Annotated in this window: 13 protein-coding genes; 7 read left to right on the top strand and 6 right to left on the bottom strand. The window is 40.0% G+C overall.

The window, feature by feature from the left end; translation table 11 throughout:
* Positions 1 to 79: 79 nt before the first annotated feature.
* Both BM380_RS03835 and BM380_RS03830 read right to left on the bottom strand, forming a co-directional pair.
* Complete coding sequence (locus BM380_RS03835) at positions 80 to 310, bottom strand: CsbD family protein (RefSeq protein ID WP_235420432.1); 231 nt, start codon at positions 308 to 310, stop codon at positions 80 to 82.
* 126 nt (positions 311 to 436) lie between these two features.
* A complete protein-coding gene (locus tag BM380_RS03830) occupies positions 437 to 964 on the bottom strand; it encodes a helix-turn-helix transcriptional regulator (RefSeq protein ID WP_028835803.1) in 528 nt (175 codons plus the stop codon).
* A 183-nt stretch (positions 965 to 1,147) separates the two neighbouring features.
* Between BM380_RS03830 and BM380_RS03825 the strand changes: the two genes are divergently transcribed.
* The 4 genes from BM380_RS03825 to BM380_RS03810 all read left to right on the top strand — a co-directional run bounded on the left by BM380_RS03825 (position 1,148) and on the right by BM380_RS03810 (position 7,967).
* Positions 1,148 to 2,200: a hypothetical protein gene (locus tag BM380_RS03825; protein WP_254772047.1), complete on the top strand. Its 1,053-nt coding sequence runs from the start codon at positions 1,148 to 1,150 to the stop codon at positions 2,198 to 2,200.
* Positions 2,201 to 5,275, top strand: a complete 3,075-nt coding sequence (locus BM380_RS03820; protein ID WP_090493002.1) for an efflux RND transporter permease subunit — start codon at positions 2,201 to 2,203, stop codon at positions 5,273 to 5,275.
* Complete coding sequence (locus BM380_RS03815) at positions 5,268 to 5,573, top strand: DUF3240 family protein (protein ID WP_013464618.1); 306 nt, start codon at positions 5,268 to 5,270, stop codon at positions 5,571 to 5,573. Before BM380_RS03820 ends, BM380_RS03815 begins: the two co-directional genes overlap by 8 nt.
* A 120-nt stretch (positions 5,574 to 5,693) precedes the next feature.
* Positions 5,694 to 7,967 carry an EAL domain-containing protein gene (locus BM380_RS03810; RefSeq protein WP_016899758.1) on the top strand — a complete coding sequence of 758 codons (2,274 nt, stop codon included), beginning with the start codon at positions 5,694 to 5,696 and terminating at the stop codon, positions 7,965 to 7,967.
* A 117-nt stretch (positions 7,968 to 8,084) separates the two neighbouring features.
* Here BM380_RS03810 and iadA read toward each other — a convergent pair whose 3' ends face one another.
* The 3 genes from iadA to BM380_RS03795 all read right to left on the bottom strand — a co-directional run bounded on the left by iadA (position 8,085) and on the right by BM380_RS03795 (position 13,736).
* Positions 8,085 to 9,251, bottom strand: coding sequence for a beta-aspartyl-peptidase (iadA, locus tag BM380_RS03805; protein WP_090493001.1), 1,167 nt, complete (start codon positions 9,249 to 9,251; stop codon positions 8,085 to 8,087).
* A gap of 12 nt (positions 9,252 to 9,263) precedes the next feature.
* Entirely contained in the window at positions 9,264 to 10,667 is a 1,404-nt protein-coding gene (yfcC, locus tag BM380_RS03800) for a putative basic amino acid antiporter YfcC (RefSeq protein WP_033102655.1), read from the bottom strand.
* A 141-nt stretch (positions 10,668 to 10,808) separates the two neighbouring features.
* Positions 10,809 to 13,736, bottom strand: a complete 2,928-nt coding sequence (locus tag BM380_RS03795; protein ID WP_090492999.1) for a TonB-dependent receptor domain-containing protein — start codon at positions 13,734 to 13,736, stop codon at positions 10,809 to 10,811.
* Between the two features lie 349 nt (positions 13,737 to 14,085).
* Between BM380_RS03795 and BM380_RS03790 the strand changes: the two genes are divergently transcribed.
* On the top strand, positions 14,086 to 15,786 hold the full coding sequence (locus BM380_RS03790) for a cyanophycinase (protein ID WP_090492997.1): 1,701 nt from the start codon (positions 14,086 to 14,088) through the stop codon (positions 15,784 to 15,786).
* A gap of 90 nt (positions 15,787 to 15,876) precedes the next feature.
* Positions 15,877 to 16,428 (top strand): flavodoxin family protein, encoded by a 552-nt coding sequence (locus BM380_RS03785; RefSeq protein ID WP_024601163.1) that lies wholly within the window; start codon positions 15,877 to 15,879, stop codon positions 16,426 to 16,428.
* Positions 16,429 to 16,486: 58 nt separating this feature from the next.
* On the opposite strand, the gene BM380_RS03780 is transcribed toward BM380_RS03785, so the two are convergent.
* On the bottom strand, positions 16,487 to 17,080 hold the full coding sequence (locus BM380_RS03780; RefSeq protein WP_090492995.1) for a hypothetical protein: 594 nt from the start codon (positions 17,078 to 17,080) through the stop codon (positions 16,487 to 16,489).
* A 388-nt stretch (positions 17,081 to 17,468) separates the two neighbouring features.
* Here BM380_RS03780 and BM380_RS03775 point away from each other — a divergent pair, with 388 nt between their 5' ends.
* Positions 17,469 to 18,962, top strand: coding sequence for an acetyl-CoA hydrolase/transferase family protein (locus tag BM380_RS03775; RefSeq protein ID WP_090492993.1), 1,494 nt, complete (start codon positions 17,469 to 17,471; stop codon positions 18,960 to 18,962).
* The last annotated feature ends 8 nt before the right edge of the window (positions 18,963 to 18,970 follow it).

Genomic DNA, 18,970 nt, shown 5'->3' with positions numbered 1-18,970 from the left:
CATTTAGAGGTATTATAAAAAATATATAGGCTTGCTAAGCAAGATGTTTAACACGTTGTAATGATTAATAATTATTAAATTAATAGTTATCAAAAAAGTACTGCACCTGTTTTTGCGCTTTTTCGCTAGAAATCTGATACCGCTGTTGAATTAAAGCCGCGAGCTTATGATGATGACCATTAATTTTTAAGAGTTCATTTTCAGTGAGTAAACCCCAAGCAAATTTTGCAGTAGCCACTTGATCCTTCCAGCTTTTTTTGTGTTTCAGTGGTGTATGACTAACATGCGTTTGTGGTTGATGTAGCTTCATTGTTATCTTCCCTTAATAATAGCAATTAGCTTGATGTTTAAATCGTGCTAAAGAGCTACTTTTTGTTTGTAAGAGTTTAACAATAAGCACTGCGATATTTATTGTCAGTGCGCTAACGTACGTTGTTTAATTTATGGCCGTACTTTTTGGTTGATAATGGTTTTGTTGCATAAAATCTTCTAAAAACCATGCAGCAAATTCATGTCGGCCTTCTACATCGGCTTTGCTGTAAATGTCGGACGCTTGTTGGCGAACGGTTTTTTCTTTTGTGTTTCTTAGTGCGCTTATTTCTTTAAAGCTTAAGCCTTTAAGTAATAACATCGCGACTTCTTGCTCACTGCGAGTCAATGTCCATTGTGAAAATTGGGTTTGAATAACACCACTGTATTCATGACGCGCATCCATCATTGCCTGTGATATGTTTTTAAGTTCTTTTTTTGAATGCACTAATTCTTGTTTCAGCGCATTAATATTGGCAGTACGCGCACGAATATCGCTAATTAAGTAAATAGCACAGGCTGCAGAAATGACAACGATTAAGCCCTCAGAAAAAATATGCCACTGCGGCACGCCTAAATGTATATCCGTTAGTACATCAAAAAAGTTTAGCACCATTATTATTAACAAGGTGGCTGCTATTAACTTGTCTCTCATTAAAACCTCTATTATCAATGCCTTATAAATACAATGGACAAATGTACCATAGCGTAATTTTCGCTATTTTTGGGTACGTTAAGGCGTTTGCCTGATGATTTAACCGTCTAAAAAAGTCATGGTTGATTCTATAAAATTAATCAAATGTGAACAAACGAAATGCTGTTAAATTTTACAAAAAAAATGCGTCATTTTTTGCGTATTCAATATACGTTATTTTTCTTCTTTACGGTGACTTTATTAACATTTAATCCTGTGTTTGCTTCGCAAAATTTAGCACCTGTAAGGCTTTCGTCACTCAGTGGTTTTGATGTTGAATTTGCGCCGATTCAAAAAACAGAGTTTATTAACGGGCAAAGTTTAATTGGTGAAGTCAATTTCAAACCTGGGGTCAATTATACGGTGCTGTTTGCGTTTGATGTACAGCAGGTTCGTTACTTATACCCTAACGGCAGCATGGTTGAAAAGGGCGCCACTATTGCAAGCGTTGAGGGCAGTGATGTACACCATTTTTTAGATGCCTATCAATCAGCAAAAGACATGCTCGCTATTGCTAAAAGCCATTACGACATAAACCAACAACACTTAAAAAACAAAATAATAAGAAGTACTGAATGGGTTGAAATCACAAAAAGCTATTTTGAAGCCAAGCTAAATTTTGAACATATGCAACATCAAATGGCATTTTTAAACATTGATGATAATGAAAACGTGACCTTAGTGAGTCCAAAAACGGGCATTTTAAAACTCACTAATGAGTCGGGAAACCGTATGATGGGTGACACCGCGTTTGATATTATCGATGCAAGTAGTATTCGCGTTAAGATTAAAGTCCCTCTTAGTTTTTCCAACACGTTAGCGCATTTCAAGCTGTCACAAAGTTGCAGCTTAAATATTGAGAGCTATGACAGTATTGCAGATAAATACCATCAAATAGTGTGGGCGTCGCCAAGCTCAAATGAGTGCCAGCTTACACTGGGGCAAACTATCAAAGTCACACCGGTAAATAAATTAACGGGCTTTAAAATAGCAAAGTCAGCGGTGTTTGAATTTGAAGATGTTAATTACATTGCTTTAAAGTCTGGCGATAACCTTGAGTTACTGCCGATTGAGCTCAAGGGTACACAAGGCAAAGACTATGTATTTACTGCCAATAAAAACCTAGATGATCAGCAGGTACTAATAAGCTCGGTAAGTGCGCTACAGGGTATGTTGCTTCACTTAGGGAGAGAGTAAATGTTAAACCAGCTTATTAAGTTTTCACTTACTCAGCGTTTGTTTGTTAGTATTTTTGTTATTGTTGCTATGGCCATTGGTGCTAAATCTTGGTTAAGTATTCCGGTGGATGCTTTTCCAGAAATATCGCCCACCCAAGTTAAAATAGTTTACAAATTACCCGGCATGAACGCCCTTGAAATAGAATCGCAAGTAACACGGGTGATTGAAACCGAATTACTGGGTATTCCGTCACAGCAAATGCTGCGCTCTACCACTAAGTATTCTATTACCGATATTACCATTGACTTTGAAGAGGGCACCGACATTTATTGGGCCCGTCAGCAAGTGAATGAGCGTTTATTAAATATTTTGCCCACCTTGCCCAGTAATATTAGTGGCGGCATGGCGCCAATGAGCACGCCTTTGAGCGAGGTGTTCATGTTTACTATAGAAAGTACTCACTTATCGTTGATTGAAAAAAGAGAGCTTTTAGATTGGCAAATTCGTCCATTACTGCGCACTGTAACCGGCGTTGCTGATGTAAATAGCCTTGGCGGCTTTTCAAAAACCTATGAAATACTTCCCAATACTTTATTGATGCAACAGCATCAAGTCAGCTTTGATGAAATGAAGTTGGCAATCACGCAAACGAATCAAAACGGTGGCATAGGGCGCTTAGAAAAAGGCAACGACACCTTAATTCTGCGCACTGAGGGCAAATACACCGATATAACCGCCATTGAAAATACCGTGATTAAGTCCACTCAAAATAAGGTTATTCGGTTAAGTGATATTGCCACGGTACATGTTGGCAGTTTAACCCGTTATGGCGCAGTCACTAAAAACAGTGAAGAGGCGGTACAAGGGCTTATAATTGCGCTTAAAAATAGTAATACAGCGCAAGTTGTTGCAGATGTAAAAGATAAACTTCGCACTATTGAAGCGTCATTACCGCAAGGCACAAAAATTAATGTGTTTTACGACCGTTCTAACTTAATAAATACCGCAATTAGCACCATTACCAGCGCATTAGGCCAAGCGATTATTTTAGTGATAGTGCTACTTGCCTTGTTTTTAGGTGATATTCGCTCTTCATTGGTGGTGTCTTTGTCTTTACCTATGTCGGCATTGCTGACATTTATAATGATGAAGCAGTTTGATTTATCGGCTAATTTAATGAGTTTAGGCGGCTTAGTGATTGCCATTGGTATGCTGGTGGACTCATCGGTAGTTATTGTTGAAAACATAGTGAATCGGTTGGCTAACAATCAGCACCTCCCTCGGCTGCATGTTATTTATCGCGCCTGTAAAGAAGTCGCGGCGCCAGTGTTCTCAGGCACAATTATTATTATTATCGTGTTTTCACCGCTATTAATGTTAACAGGGTTAGAGGGCAAGTTATTTACCCCAGTGGCGCTCACTATCGTGTTTGCCATGCTAAGTGCGCTGTTGTTGTCGTTAACGGTTATTCCAATTTTAGCCTCATTGTTATTAAAAAATGAACCCGTAACCCAGCCTAAAATGGTCACGCTATTACAAGGTTTTTATACTAAAACACTTGCCCAAGCAATTAAAAAGCCGGTGGCTATTAGTGTTATATCGGTCGCTGTTTTAGTGCTCAGTGGGGTGTTATTTCAGGGGCTTGGTAAAAGCTTTATGCCCGTTTTAGATGAAGGCGACATTATTGTGCAACTGGAAAAATCGCCGAGTATTTCCTTGCAAGCCTCGCTGGATATCGATAAACAAATTGAAGCCACACTGCTAAAAAACACCCCAGAAATCGTACAAATTGTTGCCCGTACCGGCTCCGATGAACTCGGGCTTGATCCTATGGGGTTAAACGAAACCGATGTATTTATGGAATTAGCGCCAAAAGATACGTGGCGTTTTGACTCCAAAGCGCGGCTAATCGAGGATATTCGACAAACACTTGCGCAATTTCCAGGAGTAAATATTGGCTTTACTCAGCCAATACAAATGCGGGTATCAGAAATGCTCACCGGTGGCACCGGTGATATTTCGATTAAAGTATTCGGTAATGACATTGCGACACTTGCCTCATTAGCTGAAAAAATCACGGCACTTGCCACTAATATTGACGGCGCAAGTGATGTGCAAATGGCGCTTATTGAAGGGGGGAAATATGTAAATATTAAACTTATTCCTGAGGTTGCTAGTCAGTTTGGTTTAACCACCGAAGGATTAAGCGATTATTTAAAGTCGCAATTAGAAGGCCTACAGGTATCGGCACTGCAAGAAGGAAACCGCGTGATCCCTATTGTGTTTAATGCACAAAAAGACGAAAGCGCAACACACTTTGAGTTATCGTCAATGAGTGCATTAAAGCAAAAGCTAATTTTAATGCCCGATAACAGCCTACTACCACTTGAAGAGGTGGCTAATATTAGCTTTAAAACGGGGCCATTGTTAATAGAGCGAGAAAAAGCAAAGCGCTTTGCTTCTGTAAGCGTTAATGTGGATAACCGCGATGTGGTTAGTTATGTAAATGAACTGGAAGCTAAAATTAATAGCAGCATAAAGTTACCCAGTGGTTTTACCTTGTCGTTTGGTGGCGAATTTGAAAGCCAGCAACGTGCAACACAAAACTTGCTGGTGCTTATTCCGGTGGCATTAATACTGATTTTCATTATTTTATTTACCACGTTTAAATCCTTATCTAAATCAACGCTGATAATTGCTAATATTCCGTTTGCATTAATGGGGGGAGTGATTGCCCTATTTATTAGTAATGAATACCTCTCGGTGCCTGCATCGGTTGGTTTTGTTGCTTTACTTGGCGTAGCGGTACTCAATGGTATTGTGATGATCAGCTACTTTGAGCAAATGAAAATGTTTTCTGCCAATGTAACGCAGCGCATTTTAGATGGCGCAAGCAGACGCCTTCGCCCAGTGTTAATGACAGCCACAACCGCCATGTTTGGTTTACTGCCACTGGTATTTGCCACCGGCCCCGGCGCTGAGATTCAAAAACCATTGGCAATTGTGGTTATTGGCGGGTTAATTACCTCAACAATTACAACACTTTATTTATTACCTATCTTTTATGGTTGGTTGGAGAAAAAACATGGCTGAACAGTTACTTTTTACCCTAAATGTACCCACAAACATAAAAGATGACGTGGTTGATATATTAATTGGCATAGACTGCATTACCGGCTTTAACTTAAAAAACATTGAAGGCTACAGCAAGGAGCACAGTGAATTTGACATTGCCGAGCAAGTAGAAGGGCATCGCAGCTTTTATCAGTTTGAGGTGCATATATTATTACCTGAACTTGCCATAGTAAAAACGGCGTTAAGCCCTGTTTGTAAGTACACGCCGTTAAAATATTGGGTTACGCCTATAGTTGAAAGCGGGCATATTGTTTAGCTTTTTGTATTAGGTTTATTTTATAAGCTACTTCAATTGGATTGATATTTGAGCTTATTTAATTGATCTTAACAACTTATCAATGTTTAATGAGGCGATATGTCTTAACTGATTTTTATTATGCACTTTCTCAATAAGTACTTCTTACTTAACGATCATCATACTGCCCATGATGAAGTCGCACACTGGCGGGTGAGTGCACTGCGGATAATTTTAACGCTCGTTACTTTGCTCTGTTTTTTGGTCGTTTGTTATACATACACCCGTGCAATTGAATTTAACCTAATTTACATTGCAGTTATTACTATTAGTTTTTTCACCATTGCTTTTAGTCTTTTATTAGCAAGTAAGCGATTTTACACATTTAGTGCAAATGCACTTCTATTAACTATCGTTGCCGGTAGTTTATCAATGAATTTATTTTTAACTGACTTAGAGCTTGCCAAGGTGGGTTCTATGTTTATGTATTCATGTCCCATCATTGCTCTTATGCTACTCGGTTACAGAACGGCTTTGGCCTACGGTATTTTAAACATCATACCTTTTTACATGATTATTAATAATGTTGATTTATCCGGCTATTCAGGAATAGCAAGCCAATTACCAGAAGCTGACTTATATATTACAGGCCTGATATTTTTATTTTTTAATATTTGTATCCCACTTGCCACTGCGCGAACAATTGTTGCTGCCAAACGTTTAAACAAAACCATGTTAAATGCTAATAGCTTCCTTAAAGATAAAAACGAGCTTTATCGCACCTTATTTACTGAATCTAATAAAGCTAAAATTATTGTCGACGAAAATTTAGTAATTACAGATTTAAATCAACATGCTATTGAAATGTTTGGATTAAAAAACAGCTTGAAAGAAAAGGCTGTAAGAATTGATGGGTTATTCCCTGCACTTAATAGCAAAGAGTTAAATATAAAAAATCAAATCATAGAATATAAGAGTCGCTACTATAAGAGTAATTATCAGCAAATAGCAATGAGTACAAATTACCGAGTGTATGACTTTTATGATTGCACGCAAGAGCAGTTAATTAAACAAAACTTGTCTATGATGGAGCAAGAGAACAAACGTCTAAGGTTTAGAGACTCGCAAACGAAATTGCCTAATCGAGAGTGGTTTGAAATGCAATGCGATAGGTTAACGTCTAAATACCAAAAAGGGTTTTATATTGTCGTTACACAAAGCGCAAATAGTGAATATTTAAATTTAAAACTTAACAAAGCTGACTCGCAATCATTGCTAATTACTGCTTATAAGCGCTTAAAAGCAATGTCAGAGGGGCCTTTGCTTTGTGCGTCTATAGAAGGTGGCAAACTTGGCTTTATTATTGGTTCAAGCTCAAGTGAACAGCAAAACAAGTTATTAATACAAATTAAAAGCACCTTAGATCAAGCTTATGATGTGTTTGGTACTAATTACCAACAATCATTTTTATTTGGTTTTGCTAAGTGTCCTGAGCATGGTGAAAATAGTGCGATTGTTCTTAGTAATGCGTGTGAGGCGCTCAAACTCGCAGACTATAACTCGCCATTTAATGGTTACAATCAAAAACAATCACAGGCCTTTATGGAAAAGTATGAAATTTCCATGTTACTTGATGAAGCTTTGCAACAAAATGATCTGTCAGTACATTATCAACCTAAAGTGAATGCAAAAGGTGAATGTATAGGGCTTGAAGCATTAGCTCGTTGGCATAGCTCTGTACTTGGCAGTGTATCGCCCGCTGTATTTATTCCTATTGCAGAAGAGTATAGAATGATTAGCCGATTAACGGACTTAATTATTCAAAAAGTCTGCGCTCAAATTGCCCAATGGAGTAAAGTTGGTTTGCCACTTTTACCCGTAGCAATAAACATATCTTTACTCGATTTTAGCCAAGCTGATTTTATGTCAAAGTTGGTAAAATATTTGGCGGATTTTAATGTAAAACCGAATCAAATAGAATTAGAGCTTACTGAAACGTCACTTGAGGCTAACCAAGTTCACTCTCTAAAACTTATGCAAACTCTGCAAGATTGGGGGTTCACTATTACAGTGGATGATTTTGGTGTTGGATACTCGAATATTGCACGACTTGCTGATTATCCCATTGATAAACTTAAATTGGATCGCTCTTTAATAAGTAAGGTTACAAGCTCTACACGCCAAAAAAGCTTAGTTAAAGCCGTGCATGTGATGTGTGATGAACTTAATATTAAGTGTGTAGCCGAGGGAGTAGAAACCGAAGAACAGGTCCTAATAATGTCCGAAATGGGATGTAAAGAGTTTCAAGGCTATTACTTTTCTAAACCTATGAGTGCTCAGGTTTATGCTGAATATATAAATCAAAATGGTCTGCTTTTTACGACAAAAAACTTAGCTACGGCGAAAAGTAGCTGAATTTAACAACTAGGTTCTAGTGACCTTGTTGGATTGATATTTGTTTAAACTAGGGTAATAAACTCTTTGGTGTTAAATGCTGCTGAAATATCTCAGCAGCATTTTAGCTGTACTAGCTTATTCAAACACTCCTTTTATAACTGCATGGGTGTTTTGCACCATTAATGTGCCGTTAGCCCATACATACTCAGGGGTTAGGGTCTCTTTATCGAGAAGGACAACATCCGCGTCGCTAGCTGCTTTTAGACGGCCTTTATCAACTCCTAAAATATCGGCAGGATTACTGGTTATGCTCATTAAAGCGTGCTCAATAGGGACGTTATATTCTTTGACTGCTTGCTGAAACGAGGTTAATAAAGATGCCTCTTTGCCCACCTCAAGCCCTAATAAATTAAAGTCTTTATCAAAAATAGGTAAACTGGCATGGCCATCTGAGCTCATAGTGAGTTGATTTGGTGCTACGCCTTGTTCTAAGCAGTAGGCAAGGGCATGGGCTGCTGCATATTCACCATGGGCTAAATCATAGTCGGTTGTGCTGGTGGTAAAGTCGATAGTACCGCCCTGATCACAAAAGTGAATACCGGCATCAAGAAGTGCTTTATTGCGGTTCATATGCGTAGGATAAAACTGTTTAAGCTTAATATCACTTTGCTCAGCCACCTGATGCAAAATACTCAAGTGACTATCAACAGGGCCGACATGAATACTTACAGTGCCTTTTTTACCACTGAGCATACCGGCTACTTTGGCCTCTGCTGCCAATTCCGCTAATTGCTGTACCGTAGGTTGGCTACTGCGATGATCAGAAATCGCCACTTCGCCAACACCTATAAACTCCTCTATATACATGATGTCGTCAGTAATTGAGTGGGTGAGTGTTTTCGCGGGTAAATGATACGAACCGGTATGGCAAAATACATTCAGCCCTTGCTCTTTAAGGCCTTTTGCTTTGGCAACCAAATTGGTCAGCGTACGTGAGCTTGAATCGGTACCCAGTGCGGCCACCACCGTGGTGGTGCCCGATAAGGTTGCATCGGTTAGGTTCATTTCAGGGGTGCGGCTGGCAAATCCAGCCTCGCCACCGCCACCGGTAATATGCACTAACGAATCAACAAACCCCGGCGCAACCAGCTTATTTTTACCGGCAATCCGTTTGACGAGTACACTGCTGTCGAGGGTTATATTTTCGTCAATAGCAATGATTTTACCACCGCCAATTAAAACATCTTGTGTGCCTAGGAAGGTGGGTGCATAAACGGTTGCACCTTGAATTAAAGTTAACATAACAAATTCTTTTTATTGATAATTAATAAAGTAAGCAAGAAATATAAAGCCGCTTGCTAATACAAAAAGTGCTAGGGCAAAGCGCCAAATAAACGCAGCCCATTCTCCCCAATCTAATTTCACGACCCCTAAACAACCAATTAAACTAGCTGAGGTGGGAATTAAAATGTTGGTTAATCCATCGCCTAATTGAAAGGCCAATACCACAATTTGCCTTGATACATTGAGCAAATCGCCAAGAGGAGACATCAGTGGCATAGTGATGGCAGCTTGCCCTGAACCCGATGAAACAAAAAAGTTAAATACACTTTGAAACACCAGCATTCCCCAAGCTGCAATGTAATCTGGCACACTAGCTATGCTGCTTGCACAGTAATAAAGCAGGGTGTTGAGGGTTGAGGGAGTGGTTAAATCACTACCCCCTAATAGTAATACAATGCCTTTAGCCAATGCGACCAATAACGCCGCTGGCAATAATTCTTGTGCACCGTGTTTAAACGCATCCGCGCACTCATTCGCGGTTAGCTTTTTAAACACGATGGCAATTATTGCACTGATAAGGCCAATGCAAAAAAACTGTGCAGCAAGCTCAGGAATATAATATTGGCGCGCCATCACCCCCCATACAACCCAAGCTATGCCCAATACAAACACTAATAATGTGAGTGCATCGGCTAGGCTAAGTTTAATCGTTGGCTGATCACCCGTTTTTTGGGGTTGTGTTTTTATCCGTTTTGCATAGCGCATAGTAAACACAAGGCCTACAAGGGTAAAACAAGCCCATGCTAACATACGAAAGCCCGCACCTGAAAACACTGGGATTTCAGCTATCGATTGCGCTATAGCAATGCTAAAAGGGTTCATCCATGAGGTGGCAAAGCCTATTTGCGTGGCCACATAAGTTGTAAGTACAGTGACTTTAGCGTCGTAGCCAAGTTGTTGCATAATAGGGAGCAGCACAATACAAAAAGCAATAGCCTCTTCGCCCATACCAAATACCGCGCCGCCTAACGAAAATAGTAAAAACAGTAAGGGAATAAACAGCCATTCAACCCGCTGGGTCTTATTAATAAGTGCCATAATACCGTTATTAATCGCACCGGTTTTCATAATAATGCCAAAGGCACCGCCAGTGATCAAAATAAACGCCATTACGCCAATCGCTGCACCATATTTATCACCCGACACGAGGCCTTCAAACAATACATTAGCTAAACCAATCTCGCCACCTTGTGCAAAAACAGGTGGTGATTGTTGGTCGTTAACGGCTTGATATTGTGAAAGCTGCACAGTATGGCTGTCAGGCTCTGCATTAAATACCCCAGGGGTAATAAATACCGTGGCCATATAGGCAATCACAGCCACACAAAGCAAAATGATGCTTGCATCGGGCATAGAAAATTGTTTTTGTTTCATAATTTCACTTTAATAAAAGGTCATTGTGTTGATGCGTAAATAAACGCTTAAACGTACTTTAGCACTTAATAGGCAGTGTCACTGTAGCCATGACCTGTAATAAAAGGAATGCCGCAAAGCGTTTGCTTTGCGGCTAAGCGGTTAAAAACGGTAGCTAATACTTAATTTGTAATTAGCACCTAGGGCATTATGGTTGATTGAATCAAAGCCACGGCTTGAACCATAAAGTGTGGGTGGCTCTTTATCAAAAATATTATTGATGCGCGCGCGCAAAGTCAGCGATTTATTAACATAGTAACCCGCTGATAAATCCCAAACGAGCCAGTCATCAACCTGATGCTCACCTTTTGAGTCTAATACGCCAAGTGAATCTAGCTCATCAATTTCACGGCTACGCAGGCCTTCTATATCATCTTCGTAACTGCTGGTGTAGTTTGCACCTAAGTTAAGGTAGTAATTTTTCGCTTCCCAATCTATTGACATACGCGCAATATTTTCAGGATAACGATAAGTTCCCACCAGCTTCTCTAACGAGTCAGACCCCGGTTTATTACGTTCAAACTCAAGGTAATGAGTGCCATCAAAGGCAAAGGTTAAATCGCCGCTTGGTAATACAAACCTATGGTCAAACTTAAAGTCTATGCCAGCTAATGTTTGTGTACCAGTGTTTTCAAGTGGGATTGCATGATCGCGAAACAGCGGTAAAAATAGCTCGTCATCACGTGGGTTAAATTCACCTATATAATTGCTTAAAATCTCAGTTAAATTAGCGCCGTCTTGCTCTATGTTTAAACTACTGTTGTCGGTGACATCACATAATGCTTCATCGTACGATATGCCTTGCTCGCCCGGTGGTACAATGCCACAGTGACGAAGTGACGCATCGGTTATGGCGCGATCTAACACAGCGGTCATGTTGGTATCGATTACTTCTTCATGATCAAACTGCCAATAATCAATGGTTAAATTAGTATTAGCCGAGGGACTCCATGCAAAACCAACACTAATAGCCTCAGATTCTTCTGCATTTAGATTTGGGTTACCTAACTCTAACGAATTAACACTCACTTGGGTGCCATCACCCATACAGTATAAATCGGCTACAGCTTGGTTTGCACCACAGTCAAAAGTAGATTGTGTGGTTCTTAATTTAACGCCAGCCTGCGTTAATGATGGTGCTCTAAACGAGGTTGACCATGAACCACGAACAACCAACGAATCAGTTGGGCGATAGCTCAAACCTATTTTAGGATTAAAGGTGCCACCAAAATCATCGTAATGATCGTATCGACCCGCTGCTTGCAGCTCTATTTGCTCTGTGAGTGAAATACTTAATTCAGCAAACGCTGCATATTGAGTGCGATCGGCTTCTGATAAACTAGAGCCAAAGCCAAATACATCAACAAGATAGTCTTTATCTGCTTGAGCTTGTGAATCAAGCGAAGGAATGTCGCTTAGCTCTTCACGGCGTGCTTCTACCCCAAATGAGGCATAGGCAGGTAGGTCATTAAAGGTAAATAGCTCACCATTAAAATTAGCATCCCAGCCGTAAACTGTACTTTCTCCGCTGCGTGTTGGGCGAGCTTGCGCTGTTGCCAAAACGGCATCATTAGCGGCGTCGCCTTGAAGGAAAGGGTTGTAAAAAGGCAGCAGTTCTCCCGATGCACAGTTTAAGTCACTACCGTCAAAACTTGCCAGCGTACCGTCTGAACATAGCTCGCCGGTGATAGCGCCATGGAACTGGTAACGATTATAAACCCCTGCAATCGCTTCTTGCTCTGAACGTGAGCGAGAAAAGGTTACCCCAGATTCCCAACCCCAATCACCAATTTCACCACTTAGACTGCTTACCAAGCGAAAGTTTTTCGTTTCTACTTCCACCGTTCTTGGGGCATTAAAGCGCGCATCAAATGCAAAACCATACACTTCTCGACCACTTTGGGTATCAAATGGGTCAATGTAGAGTTGATCTAATAAATCATTACTACCATCGGCATTATCGTAAATAAATAAGGCGTCTTCTAAAACATACGGGCCATCGTTGTCATTAATTTGGTTAATAGGTGAGGGCGATGAGTACGCTTTTGCCTTGGTCTGACTGTAAAAAAAGTCAGTATGCCATTGCATACCACCAAGCTCACTATTAAACATAAAGCCGGTTGAAAGGCTTTCAAATGGCGTTTCTAGGTAATCATCTTGATTAGGGTAGTAAGCACAAATTTGTTCATCAAATTCAGTAGTAACTAATTCGGTTTTGCAGTTTGGTGATGGAAGTTCGTTACCATCTCGGCTGCTGAAATAATAAATATTAGGTGAGTTCTCCAGCTTAGGTAAATAGGAGTAACCATTCACTAAAGAGGGTGAGGCCGTGTAATTACGATCGGTCGCTTTAAAAGCGTTACGGTCATATATATCAGCAAATACCGTTAAATTACTTTCGCCTATTTTTGTACCATAAACTAAGTTTAATTGTTTTTTACTTTCGTCATGCTGATCAAAGCTATCGGCAAACGAAGTATTGATTTCAGCGCCTTCAAAATCATCTTTTAAAATGTAGTTAATAACACCCGCTACAGCATCGGCACCATAAACGGCTGATGCACCGGTGGCTAAAATATCAATACGTTCAATGGCCGCTAGCGGAATAGAGTTTACATCTACAAAGTTTTCAGTACCTGCAGCAAATGAACTAGGCGCAACTCGGCGACCATTTATTAATGTCAGCGTTGCTGATGGCCCCATGCCTCTTAAGCTCGCAGCTGATTGACCCGCTGGTGTTGAGGTAGACGTACCGCCACTTTCAGAGGTTGAAAATGTGCCGCTTCCGCCCTTAAAAACAGATAAATCTTTGAGTAATTCATGAATGGTATTAGCGCCAGAGCGTTTGATTGCATCTTGGTCTAGTACGGTTAATGGGATAGTTCCTTCAAGATCAACGCCTTTTAAGCGAGATCCTGTTACTTCTACTCGTTCAATGTTGGTGTCGGTGTTGGTTTCTTGTGCATGTGCAAAAGTGATCGGGTTCAGTAATGCGCTTACTGTGGCCGCAATTGTTAGTTGACGAAACATCTTAAATACCTTTTGTCTTTTAAGCGCACAAAAACATACAAACAGATCTGTGGCTTTTAATTGTTATATTTTTAGACAGGGCAGTGGTGAAATGACACGCTAAGCCCCTCACTGTGAAAAAGTGAGGTGGTGGGCTACTCGTCAAACCACTCCGAAAGGTAGTGTGGTGAGTAGAAATATGTTGTAAGCAAACGTGCTTTTTTAAACATAATTCTCATTCCAAAAGGTTTTTGACAAAGCCAGCAAAGGGGTGCTAGCTTACTCGCGTTTTATAGTTCCTTTTTTTTATAGCAAGTGAGAGACGCTCTCGCAAGTTATTTCTTATAATTTTTTACATGAGTATAACATAATGGAACGAATATATTTACCAAACAAACGGTTAGCTAAATCGCGCATAATAACGGCTCTTTTTTCGTTTTTTATTGCTTTTTCGCTGCAGTTAAGCGCAAAAGAATCTGAACAAACGTTAGTATTAGTCGGCGGTGCACTCACAACGTGTGCTAGTTTAAGCCCTAAAAATTGTGAAAAAAACACACAAATTCCGGGTAAAATACATAATGTATTTGCGCTCTCCCACGCTAAAATTAGTCAAATAAAGCAACAATGGCCAAGTAAAAATACGCAAGCTAAAAACAAAACTATTAAAAATTTAGCAACAATGCAGGCTAAATCATCACCTACATTGTCAAAAAAAGAGCTGTTATGGTTATGGCGCGATATTGATAGTAAACAGCTCAATAGTTTAACGGATCAAGAATACAATTTTGTAATAGATATGCTTGAAGTAGCGCAGCTGCAGGGCGACAATACGCGACTAAAAGAGCAGGTCAATACCGCGCTTAATAGCGAATCCGCAGCGACAGATATTTTGCAATTTATATCGGGCAGTTTAAAAGTAAAAAGTACTAACCCGAGCATACTAGCCATTACCGCCTCAAGCAGAGACCCTTATGAATCTGCTGATTTTTACGAAGGATTACTTCGTTTTCCCAATATAAATTCACAATGGCTTGCATTAACTCCTGCGCTTGCTAAAGCAATAACCACCAATAAATGTGATGATTTAAACACGCTTAGGCACTCTGAAATGGGGCTATATCAACGTGAACATATTTACCCTGATCGCACTCAAGCAGAATATTTGCTGTGTAAAAACGGCACAGACGCTTTAGTGCAGCTAATCAAAAATAGTACCGGTGTTATGTTTAATGGCGGCGATCAAAGCTTAACGCGCAAGGTATTGTTTGATGAAAATAATCAGCCATATCCATGGACAAAAGCGTTACAGTCTCGCCCTGTTGTTGTAGGTACAAGTGCAGGCACCGCTGTGCAAAGTGGCGGGCAAGCGCACGGTGGTAATGTGGTTATGATCACTAATGGCACAAGTTTATCGGCATTGAAAGAAGGCGCGCAAGCCATTGATGCACCCAGTGAGCGCTCAAACAGCGATAGTTTAACTTACAACCGCTTTGGGGGTTTAGGCACATTTAGTTACGGTGTACTCGATACACACTTTAGCGAGCGAAACCGTACATTAAGACTAGTCACTTTGCTCGACAGCTTCAATGCAAATCAAGCTCAACCCGCATTTGGTTTTGGTGTAGACGAAACCACCGCCTTAGTGGTTATTAAATCTGAATCAGGGAATTTAATGACCGTAATTGGTAAAAATGGTGTGGTGATGGTTAAATCAACAGGGCAGGCTCAGGCTGAAACTAAAACCTACAGTTACTCGTACTGGCCTGCTGGCAGTGTGATTGATATTAAAAATAATGATTTTACCTTAAGTCAGCGCAGTATTAGCCAAGCATTGCCAGCAATTAAAATACCGCCTTTGCCGGTTCAGCGTTTCGGCAGTATTTTAACGGATGCCAAATTGCGCTCTTTAACGCAAGCCATGTGCTTGAGCCAAGAACAAACAGCTGTTGGTCAGCAAGATGCGTTTATTATTAGTCTATCAACTAAGCCTGAGTCGGCTTATCACCGTATTAGTGCTGAGCAGTATGGCTGTGCGGTGAGTAATTTAGAAATTTCAGTGAGTACCTTTTAATTTAATTAAACACGCTGCTTAGTTGATTTTAGATTAAGCGGCCATACTATATTTAAAGCGTGTTATTAAATCACAACAAAAGGAAGGTTCATGAGTAAAGTAGCGGTTATTTATTTTTCTGGATATGGCCATACCAAAAAAGTGGCGGAATTTGTGGCTGATGGAGCAAACGCTCAGCTTATTGCAATCGATGAAAATGGTGATATTAAAGACACCGATTGGGATGCATTAAACAATGCAGACGCCATTATTTTTGGTGCACCTACCTATATGGGCTCATACCCTTGGCAGTTTAAAAAGTTTGTCGATGCCACCTCTAAAGTGTGGTTTACCATGGGTTGGAAAGATAAAGTGTTTGGCGGTTTTACTAATAGCGGCAGCCTAAATGGCGACAAACAAGTCACCCTAATTAGTATGCAAACGTTAGCTTCACAGCATGGTGGAATTTGGGTAAGCCTAGGGTTACCACCCGCCAATAAATTGGAATCAACCCGTCAAGACATCAATAACTTAGGCGGTTCGGTTGGCGTATTAGTACAATCACCTACTGATGCTGACGAAACGGCTATTCCATCAGGCGATTTAGAAACGGCTCGTTTATACGGTGAGCGCGTTGCTGAAATAGCAAAACGATTAAAGTAAAAATGACCTAAATTAAGTTTATTTAATCCGTAAAGCCACACTTAATTAGTGTGGCTTTTTAGTTTGATAGCCCCAGTTCTTGCTTATGCTCAAGTTGATATAAGCTTGAATATTCACGTTTATGCACTTCAAATAAATACGCTCTTAATTGCTCTTTACCATGGTGAATATGCTTTATTTTAGCTGCTATGCCACACTCACTGTGCCTAACGGGTTCTATGTCTAATGATATAGCCGCTTCATTGGGTAAAATAAATTGCATATTTTGCAACTCATCAAGTTCACTGTTTATTGATGTGGGTTTTAAAAATATTCCTGTGCTTGAGATAGATTCAATGCAAAAACCTTGGCTTTGAATATTTAATTCACTTAATCGCCAGCTACGTTGAGTGCCTTTAGTATCAATCACTTCTGGGGCTGCTAACACAGTACTGAAATGGCCTAATTCATCAGTTTTAAATTGAAGTGGAAACCACAGTTGGTAATGAGCTACTTCTGCTAATAGGGTTAATTTAGCCTGACCAAGTAAATGCGCAATACCATCTGGTATTAATGTTTGTACTGTTAGTTTTGTTTCATTAATTAATGCTGTACTTTGACTAGGTTCAAACAACCCAGATAAAAAGTTAATTTCTTCGTCAGACAAATCCATGTATTTTCCTTAATACGTAAATCGTAGATTCTATTCCTTACAAGGTTACTGCCCAATGAATGACCAGTTTATTATTTTGTAAGATTTGGCCTGTACGGCTTTATTTTTATACAATTTATAATCTAAGCTTTCCTGATTGAATTTATAAGTAATTGATTTAAATTGATTATATTTTCTTTTAAGCTTGTTTAGTTAAATCACTGAATAAATCTTTTGGTATTCTAACCCCAATAACAGCAATAAGTTAAGTAATAAAGTGTACAAAATTAAAGCGCTCTTCAACGTTTTTATACCAACTATGCGTAAATGAGACTTAGGTCTAGCTTACGAAGCATAAGGAAATACTTAGAATAGCGCCCAAATAATAATGGGGTTTAAGGGGTTCCAAATGCAATTAGAACGAATTCGTCGTAGTGACTTACACAACAAAGTGATGTCTGCAGAGCAGGCCAGTTTATTTATTAAAGACGGCATGACCGTGGGCATGAGTGGCTTTACTCGTGCTGGTGAAGCGAAAGCTGTACCACGTGCACTTGCCGAGCGTGTAAGTAAAAGTCCAATGAAAATTAACTTAATGACAGGGGCATCATTAGGTAACGACTTAGATAAGCTACTTACTGAATCAGGTGCGTTAGCGCGTCGTATGCCATTTCAGGTAGACAGCACATTACGTAAAGCAATTAACAACGGTGAGGTCATGTTTATTGACCAGCATTTATCAGAAACTGTTGAACAATTACGTAATCATCAATTAACTATGCCCGATGTAGCGGTCATTGAAGCCGTAGCTATTACAGAAGAAGGCCACATAGTACCTACAACGTCAGTGGGTAACTCAGCAAGCTTTGCTATTTTTGCCAAAGAAGTGATTGTAGAAATTAATATGTTACACCAGCCAGAGCTTGAAGGGCTGCACGACATATATATTCCATCGTACCGTCCAACGCGTACACCCGTGCCACTAGTGAAAGTAGATGACCGTATCGGTAGTACTGCTATTCCAATAGATCCGGCTAAAATTGTGGGTATTGTATTTACCAATCAAAGTGACTCATTTTCAACAGTAACCGACCCAGATGCCGATACCGCCTCTATTGCACGCCATTTAGTTAACTTTTTTAAAGAAGAAGTAGCACAACAGCGCATGCCTGCAAACTTAGGCCCATTACAAGCGGGTATTGGTAACATAGCCAACGCAGTCATGATGGGTTTACTAGACTCAGATTTTAAAGACCTCACTATGTACTCAGAGGTACTACAAGATTCTACCTTTGACTTAATTGATGCGGGTAAACTTAATTTTGCCTCTGGCTGTTCAATTATTTTATCAGAGCGTTGTAACGCACAAGTATTTAATAACCTTGAAAAGTACCGCGATAAGCTAGTACTTCGCCCACAAGAAATGTCGAATCACCCTGAAATTGTGCGTCGTTTAGGTATTATTGCAATTAACACGGCACTTGAGTTTGATATATATGGCAACGTTAACTCAACTCATGTGTGTGGTACTAAAATGATGAACGGTATTGGTGGTTCAGGCGACTTTGCACGTAATGCGCATGTATCGGTGTTTGTAACTAAATCAATTGCTAAAGGCGGCGCTATTTCAAGCGTGGTACCTATGGTAAGCCACGTCGATCATACCGAGCACGATGTTGATATTTTAGTGACCGAGCAAGGCCTTGCTGATTTACGTGGATTAGCGCCACGCGAACGGGCTGTTGAAGTAATTAAACACTGTGTACACCCCGATTATCGCAACGCTATGCTTGATTACTACGAGCGTGCTTGTGTACGTGGCGGCCATACGCCTCATATTTTAGAAGAAGCATTCAGCTGGCATACCCGCCTTGAACAACAAGGCACAATGAAGCAAAGCTAATACATAAA

The sequence above is a fragment of the Pseudoalteromonas sp. DSM 26666 genome (genome assembly GCF_900116475.1).
Lineage (GTDB): Bacteria > Pseudomonadota > Gammaproteobacteria > Enterobacterales > Alteromonadaceae > Pseudoalteromonas > Pseudoalteromonas tetraodonis.
Note: the sequence above shows the minus strand (reverse complement) of the source record. Positions and strands in the feature narration are given on the sequence as shown.